Source organism: Streptomyces sp. NPDC058964 (assembly GCF_042741275.1).
In the GTDB taxonomy this organism is placed as follows: Bacteria; Actinomycetota; Actinomycetes; order Streptomycetales; family Streptomycetaceae; genus Streptomyces.
This window is the reverse complement of the sequence record NZ_JBHYKH010000224.1, coordinates 1-13,926: the sequence shown is the minus strand read 5'-3', so window position 1 is coordinate 13,926 and position 13,926 is coordinate 1. Positions and strand designations below refer to the sequence as shown.

The window sequence follows — 13,926 nt, the reverse complement described above, 5'->3', positions numbered from 1 at the left end:
GCTAAACCTTCATCCCCCGCCCGGTTTTGTGTGGGGGCACCCCCCCCCCCAAAATCTGGGGGTTCGCGCGGTTTATCCGGGGGGGGTGTTAAAACAACCCGCCGCCCCCCACCGGGGGGGGGGCCCCTTCGGTGTTACTCGAACCCGTACCGCCGCGCCGACTCCTCCTCCTGCGCCAGCCGGTGGAGCGCCTGCAGCATCGGCTCGGTGAGGATCGCCCCCAGTAGCGCCGTCTCGATCTTCTCGGCCTCTGATGTGTGCCGCTCCACGAAGTCCAGGTCGAGCACGGCCGCCTGATGCATCAACCGGGCGTAGGACACGAGCAGTTCGGAGTCCCAGTCGTAGCCGAGCCGCCGGAACGCGGCCACCGCCACCACGAGGGAGCGGTACGCGGGGGAGATGGTGGTGAGCAGCTTGGCGTTCGACCAGCCGAGCGTGTCCAGCAGCTCCTCCGTCTCGCGGTGCGCGGCCTGCACGAACTCGTCCTCCGTGTCCGGCTCGGAGACCTGCGGCAGCGCCCACAGCGCGGCGCCGAGGCGGATCGTGCGGCCCAGCGAGTCGTCGTCGACGTGCCCCAGCACTTCCCGCACCGTCGCCACCGGCACCCGCCCGACCTGGATCATCGCCCGCACCAGACGCAGCCGACGCAGATGCTCCTCGTCGTACTCCGCGGTCGTCGCGTTGACCTGGCGGCCCGGCGGCAACAGCCCTTCGCGCAGGTAGTACTTGATCGTCGCGGTGGACACACCGCTGCGCTCGCTCAGCTCGGCAAGCCGCATGTCTTGCGCCTCTCCTTGGGAAGTGCCACTATCCAAGCACCGAACAGATGGATAGTGCTGCTATCCGATTGAGGGCGAGAGGGGTCGCCGTGTTCGCCAGACCGGCTTTGGGCCGCACCACGGCAGCGGCAGAAGGTGATGTGGTGGTCCTGCTGATCGGCATGCGGATCAACCACTTCTGGGCGGTGCACCAGTGGCTTCCGGTCCTGTTGTCGATGCTGCGCATGCTCGGGGAGCTTGGTCGCGACGGGAGCCGGGGACTGCTGGGGCGGATCCTGCTGACCGCCTCGCCGCGGACGTACTACGTCGTCCAGTACTGGGAGTCCAAGGAGAAGCTCTACGCGTACGCGACCGCGCCCGACGCCTTCCACCACCGGGCCTGGGCGCTGGTCAACCGCAAGGAGAAGGCCGGGAAGGTGCGCGGGCACGTGGGTATCTGGCACGAGACCTATGTGGTGCCGGAGGGGTCGTACGAGTCCGTCTACGGCGACATGCCGGCCTTCGGACTGGCGGCGGCGCACGGACAGGTGCCGCTGGAGCGGCGGGGCCGCTATGCCAAGGACCGGTTCGCGTACCGCTCGCGGCGGGAGCCGGAGCCCGGGAAGACCGTCTGAAGCAGGGGGTACGGGGACCGGGGAGGGCTCGCCGCGGCGTTGGGGCGGGCCCTCCCCGGTGATGTACCCGGAGGTTCGGCGCAGGTTCAGCCGGAGCGGCGCAGCGCCTCGGAGAGGCGGCCGGCGGCGTCGATGACCGCCTGGGCGTGCATGCGGCCCGGGTGGCGTGTCAGCCGCTCGATGGGGCCGGAGACGGACACCGCCGCCACCACGCGGTTGGACGGGCCGCGCACGGGCGCGGAGACGGACGCGACGCCCGGCTCCCGCTCGCCGATGGACTGGGCCCAGCCGCGGCGCCGCACGCCCGACAGGGCCGTCGCCGTGAAGCGGGCGCCCTGCAGGCCCCGGTGCAGCCGCTCCGGCTCCTCCCAGGCGAGCAGGATCTGCGCGGACGAGCCCGCCTTCATCGTGAGCGTGGAGCCGACCGGGACCGTGTCCCGAAGGCCGGACAGCCGTTCCGCCGCCGCCACGCAGATACGCATGTCACCCTGGCGCCGGTAGAGCTGCGCGCTCTCGCCGGTGACGTCCCGCAGATGCGTGAGCACCGGGCCCGCCGTGGCCAGCAGACGGTCCTCGCCCGCCGCCGCGGCCAGCTCCGAGAGCCGGGGGCCGAGGATGAACCTGCCCTGCATGTCGCGCGCCACCATGCGGTGGTGTTCCAGTGCCACGGCCAGCCGGTGGGCCGTGGGTCTTGCCAGTCCGGTGGCCCCGACCAGACCCGCGAGGGTGGCCGGACCGGACTCCAGGGCGCTGAGGACAAGGGCTGCCTTGTCCAGAACGCCGACGCCGCTACTGTTGTCCATGAAACGATATTCCCGTCTCACTCTGTGAAACGCAAGTTCAATTTTCCGTGGAACCCGCCACTCTTGATGGCAGGAAGTCACAGCGGCCCGTGACGAAAGGGCCTGGTGGCGGTTGCCCGGGAACACAGGGGTGCGGGCACCGCTTCCCCAAGATCTCTAGTTGGGCCGTCGCGTTGTCGCCGGCCGGAGGGAAAGCGATGGGTAGGACACTCGCGGAGAAGGTCTGGGACGACCATGTCGTCCGGCGCGCCGAGGGCGAGCCCGACCTCCTCTTCATCGATCTGCACCTGCTGCACGAGGTGACCAGCCCCCAGGCCTTCGACGGTCTGCGTCAGAACGGCCGCGAGGTGCGCCGTCTCGACCTCACCATCGCGACCGAGGACCACAACACCCCGACCCTCGACATCGACAAACCGATCGCGGACCCGGTCTCCCGCGCCCAGCTGGAGACCCTGCGCAAGAACTGCGCCGAGTTCGGCGTGCGGCTGCACCCGCTGGGTGACGTCGAGCAGGGCGTCGTGCACGTCGTCGGCCCGCAGCTGGGCCTGACCCAGCCCGGGACGACGGTCGTCTGCGGCGACTCGCACACCTCCACGCACGGCGCCTTCGGCGCGCTCGCGTTCGGTATCGGCACCTCCCAGGTGGAGCACGTGCTGGCCACCCAGACGCTGCCGCTGGCGCGCCCGAAGACCATGGCCATCACGGTCGACGGCGAACTGCCCGAGGGCGTCACCGCCAAGGACCTGATCCTGGCGATCATCGCCAAGATCGGTACGGGCGGCGGCCAGGGCTACATCCTGGAGTACCGCGGCTCCGCCATCGAGAAGCTCTCGATGGAGGCCCGCATGACCATCTGCAACATGTCGATCGAGGCGGGCGCCCGCGCCGGCATGATCGCCCCCGACGAGACCACCTTCGAGTACCTCAAGGGCCGTCCGCACGCCCCCGAGGGCGAGGACTGGGACGCGGCCGTCGCGTACTGGAAGACCCTGAGGACGGACGAGGACGCGGTCTTCGACGCCGAGGTCCGCATCGACGCCGCCGCGCTGTCACCGTTCGTCACCTGGGGCACCAACCCCGGCCAGGGCGCGCCGCTTTCGGCGTCCGTCCCCGATCCGGCTTCGTACGAAGACGCTTCGGAGCGCCTGGCCGCCGAAAAGGCCCTGGAATACATGGGGTTGGAGGCCGGTCAGCCGCTGCGCTCCATCAAGGTGGACACCGTCTTCGTAGGCTCCTGCACCAACGGCCGCATCGAGGACCTGCGCGCCGCCGCCGACATCCTGAAGGACCGCAAAGTCGCCGACGGCGTACGGATGCTGGTCGTCCCGGGCTCCGCGCGCGTGGGCCTGCAGGCCGTCTCCGAGGGTCTGGACGTGGTCTTCAAGGAGGCCGGCGCCGAATGGCGGCACGCGGGCTGTTCTATGTGCCTGGGCATGAACCCGGACCAGCTGGCCCCCGGTGAGCGCTCCGCGTCCACCTCCAACCGCAACTTCGAGGGCCGGCAGGGCAAGGGCGGACGCACCCACCTGGTGTCGCCGCAGGTCGCGGCCGCCACGGCCGTCCTGGGCCACCTGGCGTCCCCCGCCGACCTGTCCGCCGACACCCCCGCGCCCGCTGGAGTCTGATCAGTCATGGAAGCATTCACCACCCACACCGGCCGGGCCGTACCGCTGCGCCGCAGCAATGTCGACACCGACCAGATCATCCCTGCTCACTGGCTCAAGAAGGTGACCCGGGACGGGTTCGAGGACGGCCTGTTCGAGGCCTGGCGCAAGGACCCGGAGTTCGTGCTCAACCGCCCCGAGCGGCAGGGCGCGACCGTCCTGGTCGCCGGGCCCGACTTCGGTACCGGCTCCTCCCGTGAGCACGCCGTCTGGGCGCTGCAGAACTACGGCTTCAAGACGGTGATCTCGTCCCGTTTCGCCGACATCTTCCGGGGCAACTCGCTGAAGAACGGCCTGCTCACGGTGGTTCTGGAGCAGCAGACCGTGGACGCGCTGTGGGAGCTCACCGAGAAGGACCCGCAGGCCGAGATCACGGTCGACCTGGAGGCCCGCGAGGTGCGCGCCGAGGGCGTCACCGCCTCCTTCGAGCTGGACGAGAACTCCCGCTGGCGGCTGCTGAACGGCCTGGACGACATCTCCATCACCCTCCAGAACGAGGCCGACATCGCGGCGTACGAGACCAAGCGCCCCTCGTACAAGCCGAGGACGCTCCAGGTCTGATTTCGGCCACCGCGAACCCCCTTCTGTACCCCCGATCGCCACGATTGGGGGTACAGCCATGTCTGGGCCCGAACGGCCTCGGGCTTTCCCGCAGGTCCGGTCAACTTCCCACGTTAGTAAGGCTGTTGCCCGGGTACGTGAGTGCTGTGATCGTGACCTTGGCAAGTGCCCGGAAAGCCATTTGAGGCGGCAGTTGCACCCTGCGCAGGCGACAACTCGCCCCAGATGGCACAATCTGTGCATGGAACACGACGGCCAACTCGAGCTCTATGCGGCGGTCGCGGACCAACTGAAGGAAGCGCACACAAGAGTGCGTGCACTGCAAGTCCCGGAGGGCGTACGGATGGCGCTGACCCGGAAACTGCTGGTCATTACGGCCGCGGCCAAGCACGATCTCGCCGCTGCGGCAAGGCGTCTGGAGCGGTTCATGGAGGACCTCGACGAGGGTCGACTCCCCGACGAGGAACGCTGAACCGTCCGAGACAGCCGAGTCCGTTGCGGCACAAGGGTGATAAGCCCGTTTCGTGTTTGATTTGCGGTATATATCTGCCTAACGTGCGAAAAAGCTTGAACACTTTCGTTCTGGCGATGTCTCCGAAGGGGAAGACGTGAACAAGGCGCAGCTCGTAGAAGCGATTGCCGACAAGATGGGCGGCCGCCAGCAGGCCGCCGATGCTGTCGACGCGGTCCTGGACGCCATCGTCCGCGCGGTCGTCGGCGGAGACCGGGTCTCGGTCACCGGCTTCGGGTCCTTCGAGAAGGTGGACCGCCCCGCCCGCTACGCCCGCAACCCCCAGACGGGCGAGCGGGTTCGGGTCAAGAAGACCTCCGTTCCGCGCTTCCGCGCCGGTCAGGGCTTCAAGGACCTGGTGAGCGGTTCGAAGAAGCTCCCGCGCGGCGGAGAGGTCGCCGTCAAGAAGGCGCCCAAGGGCAGCCTGACCGGCGGCGCCGCCGCCACGGTCAAGAAGGCCGCCGCGAAGAAGACGACGGCCAAGAAGGCCACGGCCGCCGCGAAGAAGACCACGGCGAAGAAGACGACGGCCAAGAAGACCACCGCCGCCGCGAAGAAGACCACGGCGAAGAAGACGACGGCCAAGAAGACCACCGCCGCCGCGAAGAAGACCACGGCGACCGCCAAGAAGACCGCCGCCAAGAAGGCCCCGGCCAAGAAGGTCACGGCCAAGAAGGCCCCGGCCAAGAAGTCGGCTGCACGCAAGACCACCGCCAAGAAGGCCACCGCCCGCTAGCCGCGACCGCACGGGGATACTCATGCGCCGGGCCGGACTCCCTCGGGAGCCCGGCCCGCGGCGTGTCCGGGCGGACGCTCAGAACGTCTGCAGGGTCACCAGCGTGATGCGCAGGCCCTCTCCGGCGCCCCGCGCCGGTTCCGCCTCGATCCGCACCCGCTGACCCGGCCGCAGCAGCCTCAGGCCCCCCGCGTCGAACGCCGCCGCGTCGAAGGGCACCGGGGTGCCGTCGTCGAGCAGCACCTGGCCGCTGCGGGTCTCGGGGTCGTACGTGTATGCGGTCGCCTGCATGACGGCCAGCCTAATGCCCGCTGGTACGCGGAGTCGCGCCGTCGGGCCTGTGGGACGGCTGCCGGGTGCGGGTACGTCGTGCCTGGTCGCGCCCACGCGGCGGAGCCGCATGTCGACACGGTTGGGCGTCCCCGGGCGGTTGTGGTGGCCCTCGGCTCCGGAGCGGTCCCATGGACCCCCGGCCCCCCGCACCGGGCGCCTCAGGACCCCGGAATCAGCAAGCCCGCCGAAACCGCCGCCGTATGCGGTCCCACCCCGAGCGCCAGCGCCGCCCGCAGGTCCTCGCCGGTGTCCACGTCCTGCCGTACGGAGTCCACCGCGTCGAGCCGGAGTTCCACGGCCCCCGAGGCGCGGTGCCGCGCCCGGGAATCCGCGCCGAATGCCGGATGCAATTCCCGGCCGGGAGCCGCCGCCAGCAGGGTGGTGCCGATTGCTGCCGCATCGGCGAGAAAAGCGCGCGGGAATTCCGCCGCCGCGCCGAGCACCTCGGACAATTCCGCGGGGCGCAGCGCCGGCAGATCGGCGTTCAGGGCGGCCACCGGAGTTCGGGGGCGCGAGGACCGTACGACGCCCGCTCCGTGCGCCAGGGCGGCGTTCAGGCCGCCCCCCGGCTCGTCCGGGACGATTCGGGCGCCCAGCGCGGCCAGCTCACGGCCGGCCAGTTCGTCGTCCGTGACGACCGCCACATCCCCGACCCCCGCGCAGGCCAGCGCGGCGGCCACCGTGTCCTGCGCGAACGCGAGGGCCAGTCCCGGGCGCAGCCCGTCGGCGGCGGTGTCCGAGAGCCTGCTCTTGGCCCGCGCCAAGGGCTTGAGGGGTATGACCAAGGTCCACTGCACCGACGTACCGTCCCTCTCTTGTTGCGGTCATTGTCACCCGGGTCATCGGGCGCTTCCGGTCTTGAGGCGTACGGTGTTCTCGACAGACCGGCAGCCCGGGGCGACACTTGTGCGGCCCCCGGGCCCCGGGTGGAAGTCCTAGAGGAAGGTGTCCGTGTGTCCCGCCGCAGAATCGGGTTCTGGTACCGCTTCGCAGCGGTCCTCTGCAAACCGCCGCTGGTGGTTCTGATCAAGCGGGACTGGCGTGGAATGGAACACATTCCGGCCGATGGCGGATTTATCACCGCGGTGAACCACAATTCCCACGTGGACCCCTTCGCGTACGCGCACTATCAGTACAACACCGGACGGGTTCCGCGATTCCTGGCGAAGAGCGGGCTTTTCAAGAAGGGATTCGTCGGAGCCGCGATGCGCGGTACCGGACAGATCCCCGTCTACCGCGAGAGCAGCGACGCGCTCAGCGCCTTCCGGGCCGCGATCGACGCGGTGCAGCGTGGCGAGTGCGTCGCCTTCTACCCCGAGGGCACCCTCACCCGCGACCCGAACGGCTGGCCCATGACCGGCAAGACCGGTGCCGCGCGCGTCGCGCTGCAGACCAAGTGCCCGGTCATCCCGGTCGCCCAGTGGGGCGCCAACGAACTGCTGCCGCCGTACGCCAAGAAGCCCCACCTCTGGCCGCGCAAGACGCACCGCGTCCTCGCGGGCCCGCCGGTCGACCTGTCGCGCTTCTACGGCCAGGAGATGACCCCGGAGCTCCTCAAGGAGGCCACCGAGGTCATCATGGCCGCCATCACCCGCCTGCTGGAGGAGATCCGCGGCGAGAAGGCGCCCGAGACGCCCTACGACCCGCGCCGGGAGCGGATCGAGCAGCGGCGCCGGACCCAGGAGCAGACGCAGGGCAGGCAGGCAGAGGGGCAGAGCAAGTGAGCAAGCCGGTCAAGGCGGCGGTCTTCAGCGCCGGTTCGTGGGGCACGGCCTTCGGCATGGTGCTCGCCGACGCGGGCTGCGAGGTCACCCTGTGGGCGCGCCGGGCGGAGGTCGCGCAGGCGATCAACTCCACCCGGACGAACCCCGACTACCTGCCGGGCGTCGAGCTCCCGGAGAACCTGCGGGCCACCACCGACCCGGCCGAGGCCGCTGCCGGCGCCGACTTCACGGTCCTCTCGGTCCCCTCCCAGACGCTGCGCGCCAACCTCGCGGAATGGGTTCCGCTGCTCGCGCCCGACACCGTTCTGGTCTCCCTCATGAAGGGCGTCGAGCTCGGTTCCACCATGCGGATGAGCGAGGTCATCGAGGACGTCGCCAAGGTCGGCCGGGACCGGATCGCCGTGGTCACCGGGCCCAACCTGGCCAGGGAGATCGCCGCCCGGATGCCCGCGGCCGCCGTGGTCGCCTGTACCGACGAGGCCGTCGCCCGGCGGCTCCAGGCCGCCTGCCACACCCCGTACTTCCGCCCGTACACCAACACCGACGTCGTCGGCTGCGAACTCGGCGGCGCGGTCAAGAACGTGATCGGGCTCGCGGTCGGCATCGCCGACGGCATGGGGCTCGGCGACAACGCCAAGGGCTCGCTCATCACGCGCGGGCTCGCCGAGACCACCCGGCTCGGCCTGGCCCTGGGCGCCGACCCGCTGACCTTTTCCGGACTCGCCGGCCTGGGCGACCTGGTGGCCACCTGCTCCTCGCCGCTCTCCCGCAACCACACCTTCGGCACCAACCTCGGCAAGGGCATGACCCTGCAGGAGACCATCGCGGTCACCAAGCAGACCGCCGAGGGCGTCAAGTCCTGCGAGTCCGTGGCGGATCTGGCCCGCCGGCACGGCGTCGAGATGCCCATCACGGAGACGGTCGTGGACATCGTGCACGAGGGCAAGCCGCCGGTCGTCGCCCTCAAGGAGCTGATGTCGCGCAGCGCGAAGCCCGAGCGACGCTGAGCGATCCCGCTCGTCGGACGCTGTCTCGGGGCCCTACCACCGGGTACTCTCAACCCGATATGAGCACCGAGAACCTCCCCCAGAGCCCTGAGCAGCCGTCCCGCAAGCCGCGCGTGGCCGTCGTGTTCGGCGGGCGCAGCTCCGAACACGGGATCTCCGTGGTCACCGCCGGCGCCGTACTGCGGGCCATCGACCGGACGAAGTACGACGTCCTCCCGATCGGCATCACCCGGGACGGCCGTTGGGCGCTCACCGCGGACGAGCCGGACCGGATGGCCATCACCGACCGCCGCACCCCGAGTGTCGAGGAGCTCGCGGAGTCCAGCGAGGGCGGCGTGGTGCTCCCCGTCGACCCCGCCAACCGCGAGGTCGTCTACAGCGAGCCCGGATCCGTGCCCAAGGCCCTCGGCGAGGTCGACGTGGTCTTCCCGGTGCTGCACGGCCCCTACGGCGAGGACGGCACCCTCCAGGGCCTCCTGGAGCTCTCCGGCGTCCCGTACGTGGGCTCGGGCGTCCTGGCCTCGGCCGTCGGCCAGGACAAGGAGTACATGAAGCGGGTGTTCACCTCCTTCGGGCTCAAGGTCGGCCCGTACGTGGTGGTCAGGCCCCGCGAGTGGCAGCAGGACGAGTCCGCCGCCCGCAAGAAGGTCATCGACTTCGCCGGCGAGCACGGCTGGCCGCTGTTCGTGAAGCCCGCGCGCGCGGGCTCGTCGATCGGCATCACCAAGGTCGACGACATCTCCGGTCTCGACGAGGCGATCGCCGAGGCCCAGCGCCACGACCCCAAGATCCTCGTGGAGGCCGCGGTGCGCGGCCGCGAGATCGAGTGCGGCGTCCTGGAGTTCGAGGACGGCCCCCGGGCCTCCGTCCCCGCCGAGATCCCGCCGCCCTCGGAGCACGCGTACTACGACTTCGAGGCCAAGTACATCGACTCCACGCCCGGCATCGTCCCGGCCCCGCTGACCGACGAGGAGACCGCCGAAGTGCGGCGGCTCGCGGTGGACGCCTTCGACGCGGCCGCCTGCGAGGGCCTGGTCCGCGCGGACTTCTTCCTCACCGAGGACGGCGAGTTCGTGATCAACGAGATCAACACGATGCCCGGCTTCACGCCGATCTCGATGTACCCGCAGATGTGGCAGGCGACCGGGATCAGCTACCCGGAACTGGTGGACCGGCTGGTGCAGGCGGCCCTGCGCCGCTCGACCGGCCTGCGGTAGGTCCTGTCGTCACATCCCCGTCGCCCGCCCGAAGGGCGGGCCCGGCGGCGTCATGAGGGTCCCGCCTGCTCGAGCGAAGCCGACAGCTCGGGGGAGCGTGCATGGCGTCGCGGGGCAGGCGGGGATTCGACGACAGGGCCTGGCCGCCGGGGGACGGCCGTGGCCGTCAGGTCATGGAGGCGGTCCCCACGGGGACCGCCTTCTTCACGGCCGCGGCCATGCCGGTGAGCACGGCGGCGCTGTCGTCGGTCAGCCCCCCGGGCAGGACCAACTGCACATAGGCCTCGCGGTTCGCCGTGGTGAGGTGCAGCGTTCCGTCGCCCTGCTTCTCCATCAGCCAGTCCACGCCGTCAACCCCGCCGCCGATCGCGTCGGGGTCGTCGCCGCGGGCCACCTTGGGGTCGATCATCTTCGGCGGCCGCGTGATACCGCAGCGCAGTATGATCGCCGGGCTTCCCCAGCCCGCCGTGTAGGCGGACCGGGGCTCGGGGTCGTTGCGGCTCCGTCCGTCCAGCTTCTTCGGCAGCACCTCGTGCAGGTTCCGGCAGATCCTGGCCGTCTTCGCGTCGGGGGTGGGAACCGTGACGGCGGCACCGTCGTCTGCTGAGGAGCAGCCCGCGACGGTGAACAGCAGGGTGAGCAGGGACGGCCCCGCGAGGGCGCGGCGCCGGTGACGGAAGATGTTCACCGACCAAGGGTAGACGGGGGCTACAGATGCACGACCGGGCAGGTCAGGGTGCGGGTGATGCCGTCCACTTGCTGGACCTTCGCGACCACCATGCGACCGAGGTCGTCGACGGTGTCGGCTTGCGCGCGCACGATGACGTCGTACGGTCCTGTGACGTCCTCGGCCTGGAGAACTCCAGGGATCTTGCTGATCGTCTCGGCGACGGTCGACGCCTTGCCGACCTCCGTCTGGATCAGGATGTACGCCTGTACCACGGAACCTCCAGGGCGGCCACGAGGATCATGTGGGGAAAAGGAACGCCACGGTATCGCGTCGCCGCTCGCCGCGGGGAGACCCGCGGGAACCGGGCCTTGCGCGCCGGGGTTCGGGCACGGCAGAAGTTGACGGTCACCTCGACCGTATCGGGGACGATGAAGACGCGCGAGCCGGTACGGACAGGCACAGAAGGGGCGAAAGGGCAATGAAGGGCACTGTTGGTGAGCTCGGGGAATTCGGGCTCATCAGGGAGCTCACCTCCCGTCTGACGACCACCCCGGTGGTCCGGGTCGGCCCCGGCGACGACGCCGCGGTGGTCGCCGCGCCCGACCGCCGGGTGGTGGCGAGTACCGACATCCTCCTGGAGGGACGGCACTTCCGCCGCGACTGGTCCACGGCGTACGACGTCGGGCGCAAGGCGGCCGCGCAGAACCTCGCGGACATCGCCGCCATGGGCGCCGTGCCGACCGCGCTGCTGCTCGGCCTGGTCGTCCCGGCCGAACTCCCGGTCACCTGGCCCAGCGAGCTCATGGACGGCCTGCGCGACGAGTGCCAGGTCGCGGGCGCCTCGGTGGTCGGCGGAGACGTCGTGCGGGGCGACACGATCATGGTGTCGATCACCGCGCTCGGCGATCTGCGCAACCAGGAGCCGGTGACCCGGGCCGGCGCGCAGCCCGGCGACATCGTGGCGGTGACGGGCTGGCTGGGCTGGTCCGCGGCCGGATACGCGGTGCTGTCCCGGGGTTTCCGCTCGCCGCGGGCCTTCGTCGAGGCCCACCGCCGCCCCGAGCCGCCGTACCACGCGGGCCCCGCGGCCGCCGGGCTCGGCGCGACCGCGATGTGCGACGTGAGCGACGGGCTGATCGCCGACCTCGGGCACATCGCGGAGGCCAGCAAGGTCCGCATCGACATCCGCTCCGGCGCGATCGACATCCCGACCCAGATGAACGACATCGGGCAGGCCGTCGGCGTCGACCCGATCCAGTGGGTGCTGACCGGGGGAGAGGACCACGCGATCGTGGCGACCTTCCCGCCGGACGTGAAGCTGCCGGCCCGCTGGAAGGTCATCGGCGAGGTCCTCAACCCCTCGGCGCTGCCCCAGGTGACGGTCGACGGGGCGCCGTGGACCAGCAAGGGCGGTTGGGACCACTTCGGGGACATCGAGTCGTGAGCGTGCCGCCGAGGGTCCTGACCGTCGCCGGCTCCGACTCCGGGGGCGGCGCGGGCATTCAGGCCGACCTGAAGACGATGCTCGCCCTCGGCGTGCACGGCATGAGTGTGATCACGGCGGTGACCGCGCAGAACTCCCTCGGCGTGCAGGGGGCCTGGGAGCTGCCGGTGGAGGCGGTGCGGGCCCAGTACCGCAGTGTGGTCGACGACATCGGCGTACAGGCCGTGAAGACCGGCATGCTCGCCTCGGCCGAACTGGTCGAGGAGGTGGCCGGATTGATCGGCGACACGGACGCTCCGGCCGTCGTGGACCCGGTGGGCGTCTCCAAGCACGGGGACCCGCTGCTGGCCGCCTCCGCGCTGGACTCGGTGCGTACGAGGCTGCTGCCGGTGGCCACTGTGGCCACCCCGAACCTCGACGAGGTGGCCCAACTCACGGGGGTGCGGGTCGAGTCGGAGGAGGGGCTGCGGGAGGCCGCCGCGGCGGTGCTGGCGTACGGGCCGCGGTGGGCGCTGATCAAGGGCGGCCATCTGCCCGGCGAGGCCGTGGACCTGCTCACCGACGGCCGCGAGGAGCACTGGCTGCGGGCGCCGCGGCACGACAACCGGCACACGCACGGCACGGGCTGCACCCTCGCGTCCGCGATCGCGGCGGGCCTGGCCGGGGGGCTCTCCGTGCCGGACGCGGTCACCGGGGCCAAGGAGTACGTCACCGGGGCGATCGCGGGCGGGTTCGCGCTGGGCGGGGGGATCGGGCCGGTGGATCACGCGTGGCGGTTCAGGGGGTGATCAGGCCCTGAACCGGGACACCATTGCCGTCGGCACGGCAAAAAGCCGGCCCACCAGAAGGTGGACCGGCTCCATGCAGCGAACCAGCAGTGGCCGCGCGCTTAGCTGTGCGTCAGCGCGAGACCTTGCCGGCCTTGATGCACGAGGTGCAAGCATTCACGCGCTTCGGCGTCCCGCCGACCACGGTACGCACACGCTGGATGTTGGGGTTCCAGCGACGGGACGTACGGCGGTGCGAAAACGAGATGTTGTTGCCGAAGCCCGGCCCCTTGCCGCAGACGTCGCAGTTGGCAGCCACGGGTCACTCCAAAGACTTCAGATGCACTTACGGTTGATCCCGGCATGCCGGGGTCGAGATCCTAGAACCTGAGATCTTGAGTGGCGTTGCCAGGGGAATGGCCCGATCGGATCGGGCAACCGGAGCAGCATACAACGGCTGCGCCCGTAGAACGAAACTACCATGGCAGCTCAGGGGCCCGCTCCCGGCCCTCTTCCGGCGAACACCGGCCCGGGGTCTACGCTGCGTCCGACGTCCAGCAGCTCAGGGAGGCGCAGGTGGCGCAGGTGCCGCAGACATTCTTCGATGCTCTCGCGGTGCGCACCTGGTGCGGCCTCGCGCTCCGGGCGCTGGGACAGGCGCGCGAGGAGATCGACGCGATCAACGTCTACCCGGTGGCGGACGGTGACACCGGCACGAACCTGTACCTGACCCTGGAGTCGGCCGCGGGGGCGGTCGAGGCTGTGTTCGCCGGGTACGAGGCGGGCCCGCCGGAGGGCGGGGGGCCGTCGCTGGCCGACGCCGTGCACGCCATGGCGCATGGTGCCCTCATCGGGGCACAGGGCAACTCGGGGACGATTCTCGCGCAGCTGCTGCGCGGCATGACCCAGGTGTTCGCCGCCGACGGCGAGGCCGCTCGTACCGACGCGCAGGGGCTGCGGCTTGCCCTGCGGCACGCGGCGGACTCCGCCCGCCGGGCCGTGGCCCACCCCGTGGAGGGAACGATCCAGTCCGTCGCCGCCGCCCCCCCCGCGCCGGCCCCAGGGCGCGCACGGGGGAAAGGGACGCTGGCGCGGG

Annotated in this window: 18 protein-coding genes; 11 read left to right on the top strand and 7 right to left on the bottom strand. The window is 70.7% G+C overall.

Features of this window, described 5'->3' with window-relative positions:
* Positions 1–134: 134 nt before the first annotated feature.
* Positions 135–779: a MerR family transcriptional regulator gene (locus ACFW2E_RS25420; protein WP_384469382.1), complete on the bottom strand. Its 645-nt coding sequence runs from the start codon at positions 777–779 to the stop codon at positions 135–137.
* Between the two features lie 161 nt (positions 780–940).
* Between ACFW2E_RS25420 and ACFW2E_RS25415 the strand changes: the two genes are divergently transcribed.
* On the top strand, positions 941–1,393 hold the full coding sequence (locus ACFW2E_RS25415; RefSeq protein ID WP_384469384.1) for a DUF4188 domain-containing protein: 453 nt from the start codon (positions 941–943) through the stop codon (positions 1,391–1,393).
* Between the two features lie 86 nt (positions 1,394–1,479).
* On the opposite strand, the gene ndgR is transcribed toward ACFW2E_RS25415, so the two are convergent.
* The gene (gene ndgR, locus ACFW2E_RS25410; protein ID WP_067301246.1) at positions 1,480–2,196 is read right to left on the bottom strand and encodes an IclR family transcriptional regulator NdgR; all 717 of its coding nucleotides are present in this window, start codon (positions 2,194–2,196) and stop codon (positions 1,480–1,482) included.
* 197 nt (positions 2,197–2,393) lie between these two features.
* On the opposite strand from ndgR, the gene leuC reads away from it, so the two are divergent.
* The 4 genes from leuC (at position 2,394) to ACFW2E_RS25390 (ending at position 5,668) form a co-directional block, all read left to right on the top strand.
* Positions 2,394–3,821, top strand: coding sequence for a 3-isopropylmalate dehydratase large subunit (leuC, locus tag ACFW2E_RS25405; RefSeq protein WP_384469381.1), 1,428 nt, complete (start codon positions 2,394–2,396; stop codon positions 3,819–3,821).
* 6 nt (positions 3,822–3,827) lie between these two features.
* Entirely contained in the window at positions 3,828–4,421 is a 594-nt protein-coding gene (leuD, locus tag ACFW2E_RS25400; RefSeq protein ID WP_384469380.1) for a 3-isopropylmalate dehydratase small subunit, read from the top strand.
* A gap of 241 nt (positions 4,422–4,662) precedes the next feature.
* A complete protein-coding gene (locus ACFW2E_RS25395) occupies positions 4,663–4,893 on the top strand; it encodes a hypothetical protein (RefSeq protein ID WP_384469379.1) in 231 nt (76 codons plus the stop codon).
* 136 nt (positions 4,894–5,029) lie between these two features.
* Entirely contained in the window at positions 5,030–5,668 is a 639-nt protein-coding gene (locus ACFW2E_RS25390; RefSeq protein ID WP_384469378.1) for an HU family DNA-binding protein, read from the top strand.
* Positions 5,669–5,746: 78 nt separating this feature from the next.
* On the opposite strand, the gene ACFW2E_RS25385 is transcribed toward ACFW2E_RS25390, so the two are convergent.
* Positions 5,747–5,959, bottom strand: coding sequence for a hypothetical protein (locus ACFW2E_RS25385; protein ID WP_384469377.1), 213 nt, complete (start codon positions 5,957–5,959; stop codon positions 5,747–5,749).
* A 200-nt stretch (positions 5,960–6,159) separates the two neighbouring features.
* The gene (cofC, locus tag ACFW2E_RS25380; RefSeq protein WP_384469376.1) at positions 6,160–6,798 is read right to left on the bottom strand and encodes a 2-phospho-L-lactate guanylyltransferase; all 639 of its coding nucleotides are present in this window, start codon (positions 6,796–6,798) and stop codon (positions 6,160–6,162) included.
* Positions 6,799–6,954: 156 nt separating this feature from the next.
* On the opposite strand from cofC, the gene ACFW2E_RS25375 reads away from it, so the two are divergent.
* Genes ACFW2E_RS25375 through ACFW2E_RS25365 form a run of 3 tightly spaced genes read left to right on the top strand, consistent with a single transcriptional unit; the run spans position 6,955 to position 9,949 of the window.
* Positions 6,955–7,725 carry a lysophospholipid acyltransferase family protein gene (locus tag ACFW2E_RS25375; protein WP_384469375.1) on the top strand — a complete coding sequence of 257 codons (771 nt, stop codon included), beginning with the start codon at positions 6,955–6,957 and terminating at the stop codon, positions 7,723–7,725.
* Positions 7,722–8,732: an NAD(P)H-dependent glycerol-3-phosphate dehydrogenase gene (locus ACFW2E_RS25370; protein WP_384469374.1), complete on the top strand. Its 1,011-nt coding sequence runs from the start codon at positions 7,722–7,724 to the stop codon at positions 8,730–8,732. Before ACFW2E_RS25375 ends, ACFW2E_RS25370 begins: the two co-directional genes overlap by 4 nt.
* Before the next feature lie 59 nt (positions 8,733–8,791).
* Complete coding sequence (locus ACFW2E_RS25365) at positions 8,792–9,949, top strand: D-alanine--D-alanine ligase family protein (protein ID WP_384469373.1); 1,158 nt, start codon at positions 8,792–8,794, stop codon at positions 9,947–9,949.
* Between the two features lie 166 nt (positions 9,950–10,115).
* Here ACFW2E_RS25365 and ACFW2E_RS25360 read toward each other — a convergent pair whose 3' ends face one another.
* Together ACFW2E_RS25360 and ACFW2E_RS25355 are read right to left on the bottom strand one after the other, a co-directional pair.
* Complete coding sequence (locus tag ACFW2E_RS25360) at positions 10,116–10,637, bottom strand: DUF3515 domain-containing protein (RefSeq protein ID WP_384469372.1); 522 nt, start codon at positions 10,635–10,637, stop codon at positions 10,116–10,118.
* Between the two features lie 20 nt (positions 10,638–10,657).
* Entirely contained in the window at positions 10,658–10,891 is a 234-nt protein-coding gene (locus ACFW2E_RS25355; protein WP_003993216.1) for an Lrp/AsnC family transcriptional regulator, read from the bottom strand.
* Between the two features lie 206 nt (positions 10,892–11,097).
* Between ACFW2E_RS25355 and ACFW2E_RS25350 the strand changes: the two genes are divergently transcribed.
* Together ACFW2E_RS25350 and thiD are read left to right on the top strand one after the other, a co-directional pair.
* Positions 11,098–12,063 carry a thiamine-phosphate kinase gene (locus tag ACFW2E_RS25350; protein ID WP_384469371.1) on the top strand — a complete coding sequence of 322 codons (966 nt, stop codon included), beginning with the start codon at positions 11,098–11,100 and terminating at the stop codon, positions 12,061–12,063.
* 2 nt (positions 12,064–12,065) lie between these two features.
* Complete coding sequence (gene thiD / locus ACFW2E_RS25345; protein WP_384469383.1) at positions 12,066–12,851, top strand: bifunctional hydroxymethylpyrimidine kinase/phosphomethylpyrimidine kinase; 786 nt, start codon at positions 12,066–12,068, stop codon at positions 12,849–12,851.
* A gap of 112 nt (positions 12,852–12,963) precedes the next feature.
* Here thiD and rpmB read toward each other — a convergent pair whose 3' ends face one another.
* Positions 12,964–13,149: a 50S ribosomal protein L28 gene (gene rpmB, locus ACFW2E_RS25340; RefSeq protein WP_009190838.1), complete on the bottom strand. Its 186-nt coding sequence runs from the start codon at positions 13,147–13,149 to the stop codon at positions 12,964–12,966.
* Positions 13,150–13,406: 257 nt separating this feature from the next.
* On the opposite strand from rpmB, the gene ACFW2E_RS25335 reads away from it, so the two are divergent.
* Positions 13,407–13,926 (top strand): DAK2 domain-containing protein (locus ACFW2E_RS25335; protein ID WP_384469370.1); only part of this gene is annotated, 520 nt, incomplete at its 3' end.